Below are 15,585 nucleotides of genomic sequence, written 5' to 3'. Positions count from 1 at the left end.
GCCCGCCCATGCCCCGCCACGCCGGGAACCGCGTTCCGAACCATGAACCGCGTTTTATCGCGGTTCATGGTTCGGAACCCGGTTCATGGGGCTTGGTGGCTCCTCCTCCACAGTTGCCGTCCTCGCCCCAACGTCCCCATCGGGGAGGTGCGGCGCAGGCTCGCGACGCCGGTCTCCGTCAGCCTCGAGCCGTGGACGACACGACCGACCCCTCCCGCTGCGAGCTGCTCTTCGCCGCCACGCACGGAGACGGTGCCAGAGAGACGGCGGCCCTGCGGAGGAGCGTCCGACGGGGCCAGCTCGTGAGGATCCACCAGGGGACGTACCTCCGGGCAGACGACTTCCGTCGTCTCGATGAGCGCGGTCTACACGTCGTGCTCGCGAGAGCAGTCGCCCTGGGCCTGGCGGACGTCTGCGTCGTGTCGCACACGTCGGCAGCGGTCCTGCACGATCTGCCGGCCGTCTCCCCGGCGATGCCGGACGTCGTCACCGTGGTCGATCCGCGGCGGACGACGACCGCCCGCTCGACTCACCTGCTCCGGCGTCCGGGGCGGGCCCCCGCCAGCGAGACGTCGCTCGTGCACGGACTCTGCGTCACAGATCTCTCCAGGACGGCCGTCGACGTGTCGCGCACGTCTCCCTTCGCCGACGCCGTCCTCTGCGTCGACGCGGTGCTGCGTCGTCTCGTCCTCCCTCGCGGCCACGAGACGAGCCCCGGTGTCGTCGAACGTCTCGCCACGGTCCGGACGCAGCTCCTCCAGCGCATCGGCGACGGTTCACGGCCGGGCGACCGCGCCGCGCGCCGCGTCGTGCAGTTCGCGTCGCCCTGGGCCGAGAACGGCGGCGAGTCCCTGCTCCGTCTCCTCCTCTTCGAACTAGGGCTCTCCGACGTCCATCTGCAGCGGTCGTTCGAGAGCCGAGGTCGATTCGCCGGGCGCTGCGACATCTTCCTCGCGAAGCACGGCGTCGCCCTGGAGTTCAACGGGCTGGTCAAGCTGACCGACCCCACGATGCTCGCGGGACGCACCCCTGCAGAGGTCGTGCGCGACCGTGGGCGGCGCGACAGACGCCTCCTCGAGTCGGACGACATCGAGCACGTGGTCCACTGCGAGTACCTCGACATCGTCCAGCCTCGCCGACTGGCCGAACTGCTGCAGGGCGTGGGGGTGGGGCTCGACCCGCGACGGGTCGACTCCGCTGCCCGCATCGCCCTGAGGCGCTTCGTCGGCTGACCGCGATGAACCGCGTTCCGAACCATGAACCGCGTTTTTTCGCGGTTCATGGTTCGGAACGCGGTTCGGAAGGGGGAGGGAGGCGGTGGGCAGGCGAGCTGGGGCGCGGCGGCGGCGGCGCCCTCGGGCGGCGGCCGGCAGCGCGGCGGCTAGCTGACGTGCACGTCGGGGCGGCGCGAGCGGTGCGGCTCCGCCTGTCGCAGCACCTCGCGCGTCACGGGCGCCACCTCGCCGGCCCCGGTGACCAGGAACCGCCCCATGTTCGACAGCGGGCTGCCCTCGGTCCACTCGAAGTAGACGTCGGGCACGACCCCGGTCTCGTCGCGCACCGCGAGCAGCACCGACGCGATCGTGTTGGGCACGGCCCCGCTCGTGACGCGCAGCACGCGGTAGCCGTGCACGACGCACCCGGTGACCTCGAGGTCCTCCTCGAAGTCGGACGAGTCGCCCGGGTGCACCTCGAGGAAGATCACGGGAGAGCGCTGCGGGATGCCGCTGTACTTGCGCTCGGCGCTCAGCTTCTTCTTGTAGATCTCGGCGACCTCGCGGCCCGGCTCGTGCGCGATGATCCGGATCGAGCCGTACTCGTCGGCGTCCTCGCGGACGTAGCCGAGCGACGTGTCGTCGAACGAGATCGACGTCGCGCGCAGCTGGAACGACCGCCGCACGCGCGAGATCAGCGACACCGCCATGATGCCCACGATAAAGATCGCGGCGATCCGGACGCCGTCGGGACGCTCGACCACGTTGACGACGGTCGTGTAGACGAACACGACCGCGATGACGCCGAAGGCGACGGTCCGCTTGCGCTGACGCGCCCGGCGCGCGGACAGGGTCACGGCCACGGAGGCGCTGGTGATCAGCACGAGCACTCCCGTCGCGTACGCCCCGCCCTGGGCGTCCACGTCGGCGTCGAACACGATCGTGATGACGAAGGCGATCGCCGTGAAGACGAGCACGAGCGGCCGCACGGCCCGCGCCCACTGCGGCGCCATGCCGTAGCGCGGTAGGTAGCGGGGCACGATGTTGAGCAGCCCCGCCATCGCCGAGGCACCGGCGAACCAGAGGATGCAGATGGTGGCGACGTCGTAGAGGGTGCCGAAGCCGTTGCCGAGGTAGGCGTGCGCGAGGTAGGCGAGGGCACGGCCGTTCGCCTCGCCTCCCGACTGGAACTCCTCCTGCGGGATCAGCAGCGTGGTCACGAAGCTCGATAGGATGAGGAACGAGCTCATGATGATCGCGGCCGACGTGAGCAGGCGGCGTGCACCGCGGATCCGGCCGAGCGGCTGCTGCGGCGTGTCGCTCGCGTCGCCGGTGATCTGCGGCATGACGGCGACGCCGGTCTCGAAGCCCGACAGGCCGAGCGCGAGCTTCGGGAACACGATCAGCGCGATGCCCACCATGACGAGCGGGTTGCCGTGCTGCACGGTCAGCGCCTGCCACCAGTTGCCGATGACGACCGGGTTCTCGGCGACGTGGGCGAGCGCCACGGCGATCACGACGAGGTTCAGCGCCAGGAAGACGCCGACCAGGACGACGGCGATGCCGATCGCCTCCTTGAACCCCCGGAGGAACACCGCGGCCAGCAGCGCGACCAGGAACAGCGTGATCGGCACCTCGGCCCCGTGGAACCACGACGGCGCGAAGGGGTTCTCGACGGCGTGCGCAGTGGCGTCGGCGGCCGAGAGGGTGATGGTGATCATGAAGTCGGTGGCGGCGAAGCCGAGCAGCACGAGCACGAAGACCTTGCCGCCCCACCAGGGCAGCAGGCGCTCGAGCATCGCGATCGAGCCCTCGCCGCGGGGGCTCTCGCGGGCCACGCGGCGGTAGACGGGCAGCGCGCCGAAGAGGGTCAGCAGCACGAGCACGATCGTCGCCAGCGGCGAGAGCAGGCCGGCCGCGACGGCGGCGATCGCCGGCTGGTAGCCGAGGGTCGAGAAGTAGTCGACCCCGGTGAGGCACATGACGCGCCACCACGAGTGCGTCTTCTCGACGGTGGTGGCGTGCGGCCCCTGGTGGGCGCCGCTGTTCTCGGAGAGGCCGCCCAGCAGCCAGCCACGGAGGCGCGACCCCGACGTGCGGGAGAGCGCCGGTTCCAGCGCGTCGGCGTCGCGCTGCTCGGACGTCGTGGACACGGTGACCTCTCGTCGCTCGTCGCACCCGGGACGGCTCGACGGAGCAACGCTACGCCCGGCGCGAGGCGGCACGGGGCGGTGAGGCGTAAGGATGTCGTGAGGACTTCGGACGTCCGCAACGGGCTCCCAGCGTGCCCACGGCGGACATGCAGATCGCGTGCGCTGCGCGGCCCGACGGCGACCGCGGCGGTCGGGCTCCTCGGAGGTCAGGGCTTCTCGGCGCCTCCGTCCGGCACGAAGCGGTAGCCCATGCCCAGCTCGGTGACGAGGTAGCGCGGCTCGGCCGGCACCGGCTCGAGCTTCTTGCGCAGCTGCGCGAAGTAGAGGCGGAGGTAGCCCGTGTCCTTCGCGTGGAACGCCCCCCACACCTGCGTCAGCAGGGTCTCGCGGGTGACGAGCTTGCCCGGGCTCTGCAGCAGCAGCTCGAGCACGCGCCACTCGGTCGGCGTCAGCCGCACGAGCTCGCCGGCGCGCGTCACCGTCGTGGCCGACAGGTCGACCCGCACGTCGCCGAACTCGACCACGGGCGTGTCGTCGTCGCCGGGAGCGAGGCGACGGGTGAGCGCGCGGATGCGCGCGAGCAGCTCCTCCATCGCGAACGGCTTCGTCACGTAGTCGTCGGCGCCGGCGTCGAGCGCCTCGACCTTGTCGGCGGCGTCGGTGCGCCCGGAGACGACGAGCACGGGCGCGGTCGACCAGCCGCGCAGGCCAGCGATCACCTCGACGCCGTCGAGCCGCGGCATGCCGAGGTCGAGCATGACCAGGTCGGGGTGCTGCGTCATGGCGACGTCGAGCGCCTCGCGACCGTCGGACGCGGTGTGGATCTCGTAGCCGTGGGCGCCGAGGGTCACCTTGAGCGCCCGCAGGATCTGCGGGTCGTCGTCGGCGATCAGGATCTTCACGGGCCCTCCTCGACGACGGTACCGCCCGCAGGAGGCGCCGATCGCGTTCCCGACGTAGGGATCCCGTGAGGATCCGCGCCGGCTGCGGGGGTCGGGGCCTCGGGCAGGGAGACGACGGCGGTGAGGCCGCCGCCCGGGGTGTCGTCCATCGTGAGGGTGCCGCCCATCGCCTCCGTGAACCCCTTGCTCAGGGCGAGGCCGAGCCCGAGCCCGGTGGAGTTGTCGGTGTCGCCGAGCCGCTGGAACGCGACGGTGATCTCGTCGCGGCGCTCAGGCGGGACGCCGGGCCCGCGGTCGACGACCCGCACCTCCACCCGGCCGGCGAAGCCGCTGGTCGAGATGCGCACGAGGGTGCCGTCGGGCGAGTGGCGCAGCGCGTTGTCGAGCAGGTTGACGAGGACCCGCTGCAGCAGCACGGCGTCGGCGACGACGGCCGGCACCGAGGCGCGCAGAGCCAGCTCGACGTCGGCGGGCCCGAGCCCGAGCTCGTCGAGCGCCCCGAGCACGACGTCGTCGACGTCGACGACCGCGGTGCGGACGGCGAGCGCCCCGGCCTGCACCCGGCTGACGTCGAGCAGGTTCGTGACGAGGGTCGACAGCGACTCCAGGCTCTCCCACGCGGTGGCGAGCAGCTCGTCGCGGTCGGCGTCGCTCCACTCGACTCCGGGCTGGCGCAGGCCGCTGACGGAGGCGGTCGCCGCGGCGAGCGGTCGGCGCAGGTCGTGCCCGACGGCGGCCAGCAGCGCGCTGCGCATCCGGTCGACCTCGGCGAGCGGCGCGACCTGGCCGGCCGTGCGGGTGAGCGCCGAGTGCTCGAGCGCCGCCTCGACCTGCGCGGCGACCACGGCGAGGAGGCGTCGGTCGCCCGCCTGCAGCGGCTGGCCGGTCAGCTCGAGCACGCCGTGCTCCCCCGCGGGCAGCGTCGAGACGTCGGCCGATGCACCAGCACCAGCAGGCCCGTCGCCCGCCACCCCGCTGTCGCCGAGCACCTCGTCGCCCGACAGCACCCGCACCCGCCTCAGACCGAACGCCTCGCGGGTCCGCGCGACGAGCGCCTGCAGCGCGTCCTGCCCCCGCAGCACGCTGCCCGACACGGTCGCGAGCAGCTCGGTCTCGGCGAGGGCCCGGGCCGCCGACCGGCTGCGCCGGGCCGCCTGGTCGACGACCCAGCTGACGATGGCGGCGTTGAGCACGTACAGCACGAGAGCGAGCAGGTGCAGCGGCTCGGCGATCGTGACGCTGTAGATGGGCGCGATGAAGAAGAGGTCGAGCGTGACGCCCGACAACAGGGCGGCGAAGAGCGCCGGCCAGACGCCGCCGGTCACCGCCACGACGACGACGAGCAGCTGGAACAGCAGCACGGTGCCCGCGATGCCGTCTTCTGTGCGGTGCCCCGCGAGCAGCCAGGTGAGCAGCGGCCCGACGACGGCCGCGAGCACGAAGCCGGTGACGACCCGCGAGCGCGACAGCGCCCCGCCGAGCTTGGGCAGCGACCAGCCCCGGCCGGCCGCCGAGTGCGTCACGATGTGCACGTCGAGCTGGCCCGACTCGCGGATCACGGTCGCACCGATGCCCGGCCCGGTGACGAGCGACCCGAGCCGCCCGCGCCGGCTGACGCCGATCACGAGCTGGGAGGCGTCGGCCCCCTTGGCGAAGTCGACCAGCGCCCTCGGCACGTCCGAGCCGACGACCTGGTGGTAGCTGCCGCCGAGCTTCTCGACGAGGGCGCGCTGGGCCGCGAGCGCGCCGGGCGCGCCCTGCCGGAGGCCGTCGGGGGTGCTGACGTGCACGGCGATCAGCTCGCCCCCGGCGCTGCGGGCCGCGATGCGCGCGGCGCGACGGATCAGCGTCTCGCCCTCCGCGCCTCCGGTGAGGGCCACGACCACGCGCTCGCGCGCCTCCCACGCGGCGTCGATGCCGTGCTCGACGCGGTACGCGCGGAGGGCGCTGTCGACCTCGTCGGCGAGCCAGAGCAGGGCGAGCTCGCGCAACGCGGTGAGGTTGCCGAGCCGGAAGTAGTTCGAGAGCGCCGCGTCGACCCGGGCGGCGGGGTAGACGTCACCCGCCGCGAGCCGGTCGCGGAGCGCCTGCGGCGCCAGGTCGACGACCTCGATCTGGTCGGCCGCGCGCAGCACCGCGTCGGGCACGGTCTCGTGCTGCGCCGCGCCGGTGATCTGCTCGACGACGTCGGCCAGCGACTCGACGTGCTGCACGTTGACGGTCGACACCACCGAGATGCCGGCGTCGAGCAGGGCCTGCACGTCGCGCCAGCGCTTGTCGTGCCGGGAGCCCGGGGCGTTGCTGTGCGCGAGCTCGTCGACGAGCGCGACCTGCGGCGCCCGGGCGAGCACCGCCTCCAGGTCCATCTCGTCGAGCTCGACCCCGCGGTGCACGTGCCGCTCGCGCGGCACCACCTCGAGGTCGCCCAGCCGGGCGGCGGTCGCTGCCCGGCCGTGGGTCTCGACCACGGCCACCACGACGTCCTTGCCCTCGTCGCGCAGCCTCGCGCCCTCCTCGAGCATCGTGAAGGTCTTGCCGACGCCGGGAGCGGCGCCGAGCAGCACCCGCAGCCGACCTCGTGTCATGCGCCCAGCTTCGCACGCGCCGCCGACACGTCCGGGGCCGCGCACACTGCGACGTCAGCACGCGTGGCACCTGCCGCACGCGAGGCACCGGCCGCACGCGAGGCACCGGCCGAACGCCCGGCAGCCGCCGCCCTCACGACCCGAGCTCCGTCAGCGCGGCGTTCAGCTCGAGCACGTCGACCGTGGGCTCCCCCAGGTAGCCGAGCTCGCGGCCGTGCACGTGCTGCTCGACGAGCTCGCGCACCTCGTCGACGGGCAGCGACCGCGCGGCGGCGACGCGCTCGACCTGCTGGCGCGCCCACTCGGGCGAGATGTCCGGGTCGAGGCCCGAGGCCGAGGCCGTCAGCGCATCGACGGGCACCGACGCGGGGTCCACCCCGTCGAGGGAGGCGACGGCGGCGCGGCGCTCCTCGATCGCGGCGATCAGGTCGGCGTTCTCCGGGCCGAGGTTGCTGCCGCTCGAGGCGCCGGCGTCCCAGCCGTCGCCCGCCGCCGATGGACGCGACTGGAACCACTCGGGCAGGGCGGCCCCGTCGGCGTCGACGAACGACTGGCCGAGCAGCGACGAGCCGACGACCTCGCCGTCCACAGTGAGCCGGGAGCCGTCCGCCTGGCGCGGCAGCACGAGCTGTCCGACGCCGGTGACGAGCAGGGTGTAGCCGAGGCCGAGCACGACGGTCGCGACGACCATCGCGCGGAGTGCCGTGCCGTACTGGCGCAGCGTCGAGCGGGTGTCCATGGGGTTCCTTCTTCTGGTGGTGCGGGTGCGGTGCAGGAGGCGGTGCGTCAGGCAGCGCTCGTTCAGTAGCCGGGGACCAGCGCGACCACGAGGTCGATCAGCTTGATCCCGACGAAGGGCGCGACGACGCCGCCGACCCCGTAGACGAGCAGGTTGCGGCTGAGCACCTGGGAGGCCGACGCCGCGCGGTACGCGACGCCCCGCAGCGCCAGCGGGATGAGCACGACGATGACGAGCGCGTTGAAGACGATCGCCGAGAGGATCGCCGAGGCCGGCGAGCTCAGCTGCATCACGTTGAGCACCCCGAGCCCCGGGAACACCCCGGCGAACATGGCCGGGATGATCGCGAAGTACTTCGCCACGTCGTTCGCGATCGAGAACGTCGTCAGGGCACCGCGGGTGATGAGCAGCTGCTTGCCGATCCGGACGATGTCGATCAGCTTCGTCGGGTCGCTGTCGAGGTCGACCATGTTGCCGGCCTCCTTCGCGGCCGACGTGCCCGTGTTCATCGCGACGCCGACGTCGGCCTGCGCGAGCGCCGGGGCGTCGTTGGTGCCGTCGCCGGTCATGGCGACGAGCGCGCCGCCCTCCTGCTCGCGGCGGATCAGCGCGAGCTTGTCCTCCGGCGTCGCCTCGGCGAGGTAGTCGTCGACGCCGGCCTCGGCCGCGATGGCCTTGGCGGTGAGCGGGTTGTCGCCCGTGATCATCACGGTGCGGATCCCCATCGTGCGCAGCTCGGCGAAGCGCTCGCGCAGGCCGTCCTTGACGACGTCCTTGAGGTGGACGACGCCCAGCACCCGGCGCTCGCCCGTGGCGTCCGCGACGGCGACGACCAGCGGCGTGCCGCCCGCCTCCGACACGGCGTCGACCAGGCCCCGCAGCTGCTCGCGCCGGTCTGCGGGCAGGGCGCGCGCCTCCTCGGCCCAGGCCGTGACGGAGGCGGCGGCCCCCTTCCGCACGACGCTCCCGTCGGGCAGGTCGAGGCCGCTCATGCGGGTCTGGGCGGTGAACGGCACGACGACGCTCCCGTCGCCCGCGGAGCCCGACGCGCCTCCCTCGTGCCAGCCCGTCGTCAGGGCGAGGTCGACGATCGAGCGCCCCTCGGGGGTCGGATCGCTGAGCGACGCGGTCGCTGCGGCGTCGACGAGCTCGCCCGGGGCGACGGCGTCCAGCGGCACGAACTCCGACGCGCGCCGGTTGCCGTAGGTGATGGTGCCGGTCTTGTCGAGCAGCAGGGTCGTCACGTCGCCCGCGGCCTCGACGGCCCGGCCCGACATCGCGAGCACGTTGCGCTGCACGAGGCGGTCCATGCCGGCGATGCCGATGGCGCTGAGCAGCGCACCGATCGTCGTGGGGATGAGGCAGACCAGCAGGGCGATCAGCACCGGGATGCTCACCGACGCGTCGCTGTAGGCCGCGATCGGGTTCAGCGTCAGCGTCACGACGACGAAGACGACCGAGAGGCTCGCGAGCAGGATGTTCAGCGCGATCTCGTTCGGCGTCTTCTGCCGCGAGGCCCCCTCGACGAGGCGGATCATCCGGTCGACGAAGGTCTCGCCGGGCTTGCTGGTGATGCGCACGACGACCCGGTCGGACAGCACCCGGGTGCCGCCGGTGACGGCGCTGCGGTCGCCGCCCGACTCGCGGATCACCGGGGCGGACTCGCCCGTGATCGCCGACTCGTCGACGCTCGCGATGCCCCAGACGACGTCGCCGTCGCCCGGCACGACCTCGCCGGCCACGACCACGACCACGTCGCCCAGCACGAGGTCGGCCGACGACACCTGCTCCGAGGAGGCGCGCTCGGCCGAGGGGTCGCCGGTCTCGTCCCACGAGGCCACGCGTCGCGCCGTCGTGCTGGTCCGCGTCGCCCGGAGCGTCTCGGCCTGCGCCTTGCCGCGGCCCTCGGCCACGGACTCGGCGAGGTTCGCGAAGACGACGGTCGCCCAGAGCCAGAGCGCGATCGCCCAGGTGAAGGAGCCGGGCACGGCCGAGCCGCCCGAGGTCTGCGGTCCCGTGAAGACGCCCGCGACGGCGAGCACCGTCGTGTAGGCGGCGCCGACCTCGACGATGAACATGACGGGGTTCCGCCACATCAGTCGGGGGTCGAGCTTGCGGAGCGCGCCGGGCAGCGCCGCGACGAGCTGGGCGACGCTGAAGGCGCCGCCGCCCCGGGACGAGCCCGAGCCGGCAGAGCCGTTCGTCGCGCCGTCGGTCGCGACGCCGGCGCCGTGGTCGGTGGTGGCGGAGTCGGCGGACGAGCCGGTCGGCGAATCGGTCGGTGTGTCGGTGGAGGTGGCCATGGTCAGTTCAGCCCTTCGGCGAGCGGCCCCAGTGCGAGCACGGGGAAGTAGGTCAGCGCCGTCACGATCACGGAGACGCCGGTGAGGAGGCCCACGAACTGCGGGCGGTGGGTGGGCAGGGTGCCCGCGGTCGCGGGTGCCTTCCCCTGGGCGGCGAACGAGCCGGCGAGGGCGAGCACGAGCACGATCGGCACGAACCGGCCGAGCAGCACGGCGACGCCGAGGGCCGTGTTGAACCAGGGCGTGTTCGCCGTGAGCCCGGCGAAGGCCGAGCCGTTGTTGTTGGCGGCCGAGGTGAAGGCGTAGAGCACCTCGCTGAAGCCGTGCAGGCCGGGGTTCCAGATCGACGTGCCCTCGACGTCGGCGCGCACGGCGGGGATCGCGAAGCTCAGCGCCGTGCCGGTGAGCACGAGGGTCGGGGTGACGAGGATGTACAAGCTGGCGAGCTTGATCTCGCGCGGCCCGATCGCCTTGCCGAGGTACTCGGGAGTCCGGCCGACGAGCAGCCCCGCGATGAACACCGTGATGACGGCGAGCACGAGGATCCCGTAGAGCCCCGAGCCGACCCCGCCGGGGGCGATCTCGCCGAGCATCATGTCGATCATCGCGACCATGCCGCCGAGCGCCGTGTACGAGTCGTGCATCGAGTCGACGGCACCCGTCGAGGTGAGGGTCGAGGTCGAGCCGAACAGGGTCGATCCCCAGACGCCGAACCGCACCTCCTTGCCCTCCAGGGCACCGCCGGCGAGCTGCGGAGCCGTGCCGGCGCCCCGGACCTCCGCCCAGGTCATCGCGGTGAGCGAGACGACGGCGATGGTCGTCATGACGGCGGCGATCGCCCTGCCCTCGCGGGCTGAGCCGACCATGCGGCCGAAGCTGCGGGGCAGCGAGAACGGGATGACGAGCATGAGCACGACCTGGAACAGGTTGGTCCAGGCGGTCGGGTTCTCGAACGGGTGCGCGCTGTTGACGTTGAAGAAGCCGCCGCCGTTCGTGCCGAGCAGCTTGATCGCCTCCTGCGAGGCCACCGGGCCGCCCGGGATCACGGCCGTGCCTCCGGTCAGCGTGCCGACCGCCTCGGGGGCGGCGAAGGTCTGCACGACGCCGCCGGCCAGCAGGACGAAGGCAGCGACGACGGCGAGCGGCAGCAGGATGCGCGTCACCGAGCGGGTGAGGTCGACCCAGAAGTTGCCGAGGGTGCCGCTGCGGGCGCGGGCGAGGCCGCGGATCAGCGCGACGGCGACGGCGATCCCGACGGCCGCGGAGACGAAGTTCTGCACGGCGAGGCCCGCGAGCTGGACGGCGTAGCCCATCGTCAGCTCGGGCGAGTACGACTGCCAGTTCGTGTTCGTGACGAAGCTCGCGGCGGTGTTGAACGCGAGGTCGGGCGGCACGGCAGGCAGGCCGAGGGAGGCGGGCAGCAGGGCCTGCGTGCGCTGCAGCACGTAGAGCAGGACGAGGCCGACGACCGAGAAGGCGAGCACACCGCGGAGGTACGCCCGCCACGTCTGCTCGGACGAGCGGTCGACGCCGACGACGCGGTAGAGCAGCCGCTCGGCCGCGAGGTCGCGGGTGCTCGTGAAGGTGCGCGCCATGTGGTCGCCGAGCGGCCGGTGCAGCACCACGAGCACCAGCACCACGGTGGCGATCTGGAGGAGGCCCGCGAGGGTGTCGTTCACGCCGGCCGCCTAGAACCTCTCGGGCGCGACGAGCGCGACCACGAAGTAGACGAGGGCGGCGACGGCGAGGACGACCGCGACGATGCCGAGGGCGGTCACAGGCGCTCCACCCCCTTCGCCACGAGGGCGACGACCGCCATGACGGCGACGATGGCGAGCAGGTAGACGAGGTCGAGCACGGTGGTGACTCCGAGTCCAGGAGGAGCGGGTGCGGCCGGCGGCGCCGGTCGCGTGCCCCACGGGGGCACGGTCACCCAGCAGACACCGACGCACGGGTCCGGACGGCCGTCCTCACGGGTTCCCTACGGCGGCGGGCGGCATCCTCGCGGTTCGCTGACGCGGTGCGGCACAGAGGGGCCTGCATCCTCGCGGTCCGCTGACGCGGTGCGGCTCGGGGGGCCTGCGTCCCCGCGGCGCCTGGTCCGACCGCGCCGAGGCGAAGAACTGGTCCGACCGCGCCGGGGCGAAGAAAAAGGCCCCGTGCATCGATCTGGCGAGATCACAACGCGACGGGGCCCCGCGGAGCCGGTGGGATTTGAACCCACGGTTCCCACAAAGGGAACTCCACCTTAGCAGGGTGGTGCACTAGGCCGAACTATGCGACGGCTCCATGCGCAGTCTCGTGCGGGACGTGACGGCGCACCCACGATCATAGCGGGCCGGACGCGATCTGCCGAACCGCGCCTCCTCGGCGGGCCGAGCCGCACCTCCTCGGCGCGACGAGCGGGCCTGCTCACCCGTGTTTCACCCGTTGATCCCCCTTTCGGGGGGCGTCGCGGCCTTGTCCACCTATATGCCGACTCATAGAGTACCCCTGGCGCCGGAGACGGCGGAGTCGTGCAGCACCCGGCAGCACGGGGCGTCCCCGGACGCGGCGGCTCTCCCCCGACGACGCCGCCCCGGACCTCCGACGCACTTCCCGACGCTGTGCCGCTCCCCGACGCGGCACCGACCGGAGGCATCTCTGTCGACGACGACGTCGACGTCACACCCCCTGCGGTGCCGAACCCCTGATCCCGGCACCGCAGGGCCCCCCACGGCGCGTTCGGGCGCCCGCGCGGGGATCCCCGGTCGTCCCGGCGAGCTGGTTACTCGCCGGGACGCCCTCTCCCCCGCCTCGCCGGGCACCGCGCCGGCACCGTCGGCAGGACTACTTCTGCAGGAAGCCGACCGAGCAGGTCTGCTCGGCCGCCGACTGGCCCGTGAGGCCGGAGATGACCTCCGGGCCGGCAGGAGCCACGGCAGGGTCGGTCGGAGTGCCGGTCGCCGGGGCCGCGGGGGCAGGCGTCCCGGAGGCGGAGGCAGCAGGAGCCTCGGGAGCCGCGGAGGCGCCTCCTGCGACGTCGCCCGCAGCAGCATCGTCCGCAGCCGCGTCGCCCGCAGCCGCGTCGCCCGTGGCGGCGGACGCCGCGCCGAGCCCCTCGCTTCCTGCCTCGAGCGTGAACGGCTGGTCGGCCCGGATCGCGTCGAAGAGCTTCGTCGCGACCGAGGTGATCGGCTGCACCTTGCCCGCGTAGACGCCGGTGCCCTCGGTCGTGCCGGGGTACTGGACGAAGTTGACCTGGTCGAGCGGGAGGTCGCGCAGCGCCGAGCCGATCTGCACCATGGTGCCGAGGTCGGTGAGCTGCTCGGAGAGGGTCATGTTGCTCGCGGCCGCTCGGGCGAGGGAGTACAGCTTGGTCGGGTTCGTGAGGGTGTCGGCGCTCTTGACCGTGCGCAGCAGCGACGACAGGTAGACCTGCTGGCTGCTGATGCGGCCGAGGTCGGATCCGTCGCCGACGCCGTGGCGCGTGCGGAGGAACTGCAGCGCCTGCTCGCCCTGGAGCACCGTCTCGCCGGCCTGGATGTCGAGGCCGGTGTAGCGGTCCTTGATCGGGGTCGCGGCGCAGACGGGGACGCCGCCGACGGCGTTCGACATCTCGATGACGCCGTTGAACGAGATCATGCCCGCGAAGGGGATGTCGAGGCCGGTCAGCTCGGACACCGTCGACACGACGCAGCTGAGGCCGCCGTACGAGTACGCCTCGTTCATCGGACGGGCGGACATGGCCGAGTAGTAGCCGCTGCCGTCCTCCTTCGCGCAGGCGGGGATCGGGACCACCATGTCGCGCGGGATGCTCACGGCCGTCGCGTTGGAGTGGTCGGCCGACACGTGCAGCAGGATGTTGACGTCGTTGAGGGTGGCGTCGCGCTTGCCGAACGCGCCCTCGTCCTGTTCCGCGTCGTTGTCGGTGCCGACGACGAGCACGTTGAAGCCGCCCGGGTAGGCGTCGACGGACGGCGGGGACGCGACGACCGGGGTCTTCCCCTTCGCGGCGGGCAGCGCGACGCCCGTGCCGAGGTCCGAGCGCACCTGGTAGGCCGCGATGGCCCCGACGGACGCCCCGCTCACGAGCACGACGGCGAGGGCTCCGGCGACGACCTTGCCGATCGTGCCGAGCGGACCCGTGGCCCGGAGGCGACCGTGACGGGCGACGCCGCGGCCCGAGGTCTCGGCCGCGCGGCGGCCCGTACGGCTCTCGGTGCGGCTGGCGGTGCGGTCGCGGTCGTCGGTCACGCGGAGTCCTCTCGGTCGACGCGGGCACGACGCGGACCCGGTGACGGTCGGCGGGGATCGTGCCTGCGCGATGGGCGGGCAGAACGGCATCGTAACGGGCGGAACCCGACGAAACGGTCCGTCGCCCAGAACGGGGGGCCTCCGGCTGCGGAGCACGACCCCGTCGGCAGGACCGACCGGCGGCACCCGTCCGTCAGGGGTAGCCGACGAACCAGAGCAGCACGACGGCCACGGGCTGCAGCACGACGCCGACCCCGAGCAGCACCCACCGGAGGCGCGGCACGGCCACGACCACGGGGTGGCCGAGCAACGGCGCGACGGGCAGCAGCAACCTCGGCAGGCTCTGCTGCGGCAGGAAGACCGCGACGAGGTAGAGCAGGTAGCTCGCGGCGTACGACACGACCTCGACGCCCATCGCCTGCGTCGAGCGACGGGTGAACGCCCAGGCCACGACGCCGAGCACCACCCCGACGAGCACGATCCCCGCCACGCCGAGGAACGTGCCCGCCATCACGAACCAGGGCGTCAGCGGGGCGAAGTGCTGGCGCCCGACGAACCCGACCCACCACGAGAGCTCGGTGTCGAGGTAGGCGCCCGAGCGGCCGGTCACGTGGTCCGCGATCACGGGCCACGCGAGGCCCGCCGCCGAGATCAGCAGCCCGGCCACGACGACCGAGACGCGCTCGCGCCTCCTGAACCCCCGCCCCTCGCGTCGCAGCCGCACGACCGCGGTCACGGCGAGCGCCAGGGCGAGCGCCAGCACGCCGGGCCGGGTGAAGGCGGCGACGACGCCGAACGGGACCATCAGCGGGTACTGCCGGCGCACCAGTGCCAGCAGCGCCGCGAAGGTGAGCAGCAGCATCAGGCTCTCGGCGTAGGCGACCTGCAGCACGAACGAGAGCGGCCCGAAGCAGAACAGGGCGACGGCCCAGAGGGCGCTCTGCGGGCCGACCGTCTCGAGGACGACCCTGTGCAGCAGCACCGCGGCGCCGCCTCCGGCGACCACGGCCACGACGAGGCCGATCGCGAAGAAGGCGTTCCCGGCGAGGTCGACGCCGAGCACGGACGCGACGCCGCGCACGAGCCCCGGGAACACCGGCAGGAACGCCCACGGGTTGGGCAGCACGTGGCCGTCGTCGTCGACGGGCAGCTCGGTCGGGTAGCCCTGCTGGGCGATGGTCCGGTAGTAGCTGGCGTCCCACGAGCCCGAGAAGGAGGCGAAGCTCGGGTCGGCGCGGTAGCTGGCGAACGCCCAGCCCTGCGAGGTCGCGAGCGAGAAGAGGCCGCCGAGCCAGGCGCTCGACACGAGCCGCGAGAGGGCGTACAGCACGAGCACGACGACCACGGGAGGGGCGCCCTGCAGTCGGGGGCTGAGTCGCAGGCGCACCCGGTCAGCCTAGGAGGCGCCTCCTCGATCCCGACTTCCGTCCTGTCGATCGTCGGGAACCTTTTG

The 15,585-nt window shown here is 73.0% G+C and carries 11 protein-coding genes and 1 tRNA gene; 1 reads left to right on the top strand and 11 read right to left on the bottom strand.

Annotated elements, in window-relative coordinates; genetic code table 11:
* Positions 1-191: 191 nt before the first annotated feature.
* Complete coding sequence (locus EDF20_RS13170; protein WP_133738975.1) at positions 192-1,232, top strand: hypothetical protein; 1,041 nt, start codon at positions 192-194, stop codon at positions 1,230-1,232.
* Between the two features lie 149 nt (positions 1,233-1,381).
* Here the strand turns inward: EDF20_RS13170 and EDF20_RS13165 are convergent, their stop codons facing one another.
* The 11 genes from EDF20_RS13165 to EDF20_RS13120 form a co-directional block, all read right to left on the bottom strand.
* Positions 1,382-3,331 (bottom strand): amino acid transporter, encoded by a 1,950-nt coding sequence (locus EDF20_RS13165; protein WP_133739049.1) that lies wholly within the window; start codon positions 3,329-3,331, stop codon positions 1,382-1,384.
* Between the two features lie 242 nt (positions 3,332-3,573).
* Complete coding sequence (locus tag EDF20_RS13160; RefSeq protein WP_123547077.1) at positions 3,574-4,269, bottom strand: response regulator transcription factor; 696 nt, start codon at positions 4,267-4,269, stop codon at positions 3,574-3,576.
* On the bottom strand, positions 4,266-6,854 hold the full coding sequence (locus EDF20_RS13155; RefSeq protein WP_123547078.1) for an ATP-binding protein: 2,589 nt from the start codon (positions 6,852-6,854) through the stop codon (positions 4,266-4,268). The genes EDF20_RS13160 and EDF20_RS13155 overlap by 4 nt, the downstream gene beginning before the upstream one ends.
* 133 nt (positions 6,855-6,987) lie before the next feature.
* Positions 6,988-7,593: a K(+)-transporting ATPase subunit C gene (gene kdpC / locus EDF20_RS13150; RefSeq protein ID WP_133738974.1), complete on the bottom strand. Its 606-nt coding sequence runs from the start codon at positions 7,591-7,593 to the stop codon at positions 6,988-6,990.
* 62 nt (positions 7,594-7,655) lie between these two features.
* Entirely contained in the window at positions 7,656-9,896 is a 2,241-nt protein-coding gene (gene kdpB / locus EDF20_RS13145) for a potassium-transporting ATPase subunit KdpB (RefSeq protein ID WP_133738973.1), read from the bottom strand.
* 2 nt (positions 9,897-9,898) lie between these two features.
* Positions 9,899-11,575, bottom strand: coding sequence for a potassium-transporting ATPase subunit KdpA (gene kdpA / locus EDF20_RS13140; RefSeq protein WP_133738972.1), 1,677 nt, complete (start codon positions 11,573-11,575; stop codon positions 9,899-9,901).
* A 9-nt stretch (positions 11,576-11,584) separates the two neighbouring features.
* Complete coding sequence (locus tag EDF20_RS13135; RefSeq protein WP_133738971.1) at positions 11,585-11,674, bottom strand: potassium-transporting ATPase subunit F; 90 nt, start codon at positions 11,672-11,674, stop codon at positions 11,585-11,587.
* A complete protein-coding gene (locus tag EDF20_RS15760; protein WP_158614647.1) occupies positions 11,671-11,829 on the bottom strand; it encodes a hypothetical protein in 159 nt (52 codons plus the stop codon). The genes EDF20_RS13135 and EDF20_RS15760 overlap by 4 nt, the downstream gene beginning before the upstream one ends.
* 266 nt (positions 11,830-12,095) lie before the next feature.
* A tRNA-Ser gene (locus tag EDF20_RS13130) sits at positions 12,096-12,185 on the bottom strand.
* 540 nt (positions 12,186-12,725) lie between these two features.
* Complete coding sequence (locus EDF20_RS13125) at positions 12,726-14,132, bottom strand: LCP family protein (protein ID WP_243833491.1); 1,407 nt, start codon at positions 14,130-14,132, stop codon at positions 12,726-12,728.
* Positions 14,133-14,325: 193 nt separating this feature from the next.
* On the bottom strand, positions 14,326-15,519 hold the full coding sequence (locus tag EDF20_RS13120; protein WP_133738969.1) for a mannosyltransferase family protein: 1,194 nt from the start codon (positions 15,517-15,519) through the stop codon (positions 14,326-14,328).
* Between the last annotated feature and the right edge of the window lie 66 nt (positions 15,520-15,585).

This window comes from Frigoribacterium sp. PhB116, assembly GCF_004364285.1.
Taxonomy (GTDB): Bacteria; Actinomycetota; Actinomycetes; order Actinomycetales; family Microbacteriaceae; genus Frigoribacterium.
This window is presented reverse-complemented; position numbering and strand designations above follow the sequence as displayed.

Excerpts from the sequence above, each read along its gene's own strand:
- EDF20_RS13155 (WP_123547078.1), bottom strand. The coding sequence starts at position 6,854 with ATGACACGAGGTCGGCTGCGGGTGCTGCTCGGCGCCGCTCCCGGCGTC.
- kdpC (WP_133738974.1), bottom strand. The coding sequence starts at position 7,593 with ATGGACACCCGCTCGACGCTGCGCCAGTACGGCACGGCACTCCGCGCG.
- kdpB (WP_133738973.1), bottom strand. The coding sequence starts at position 9,896 with ATGGCCACCTCCACCGACACACCGACCGATTCGCCGACCGGCTCGTCC.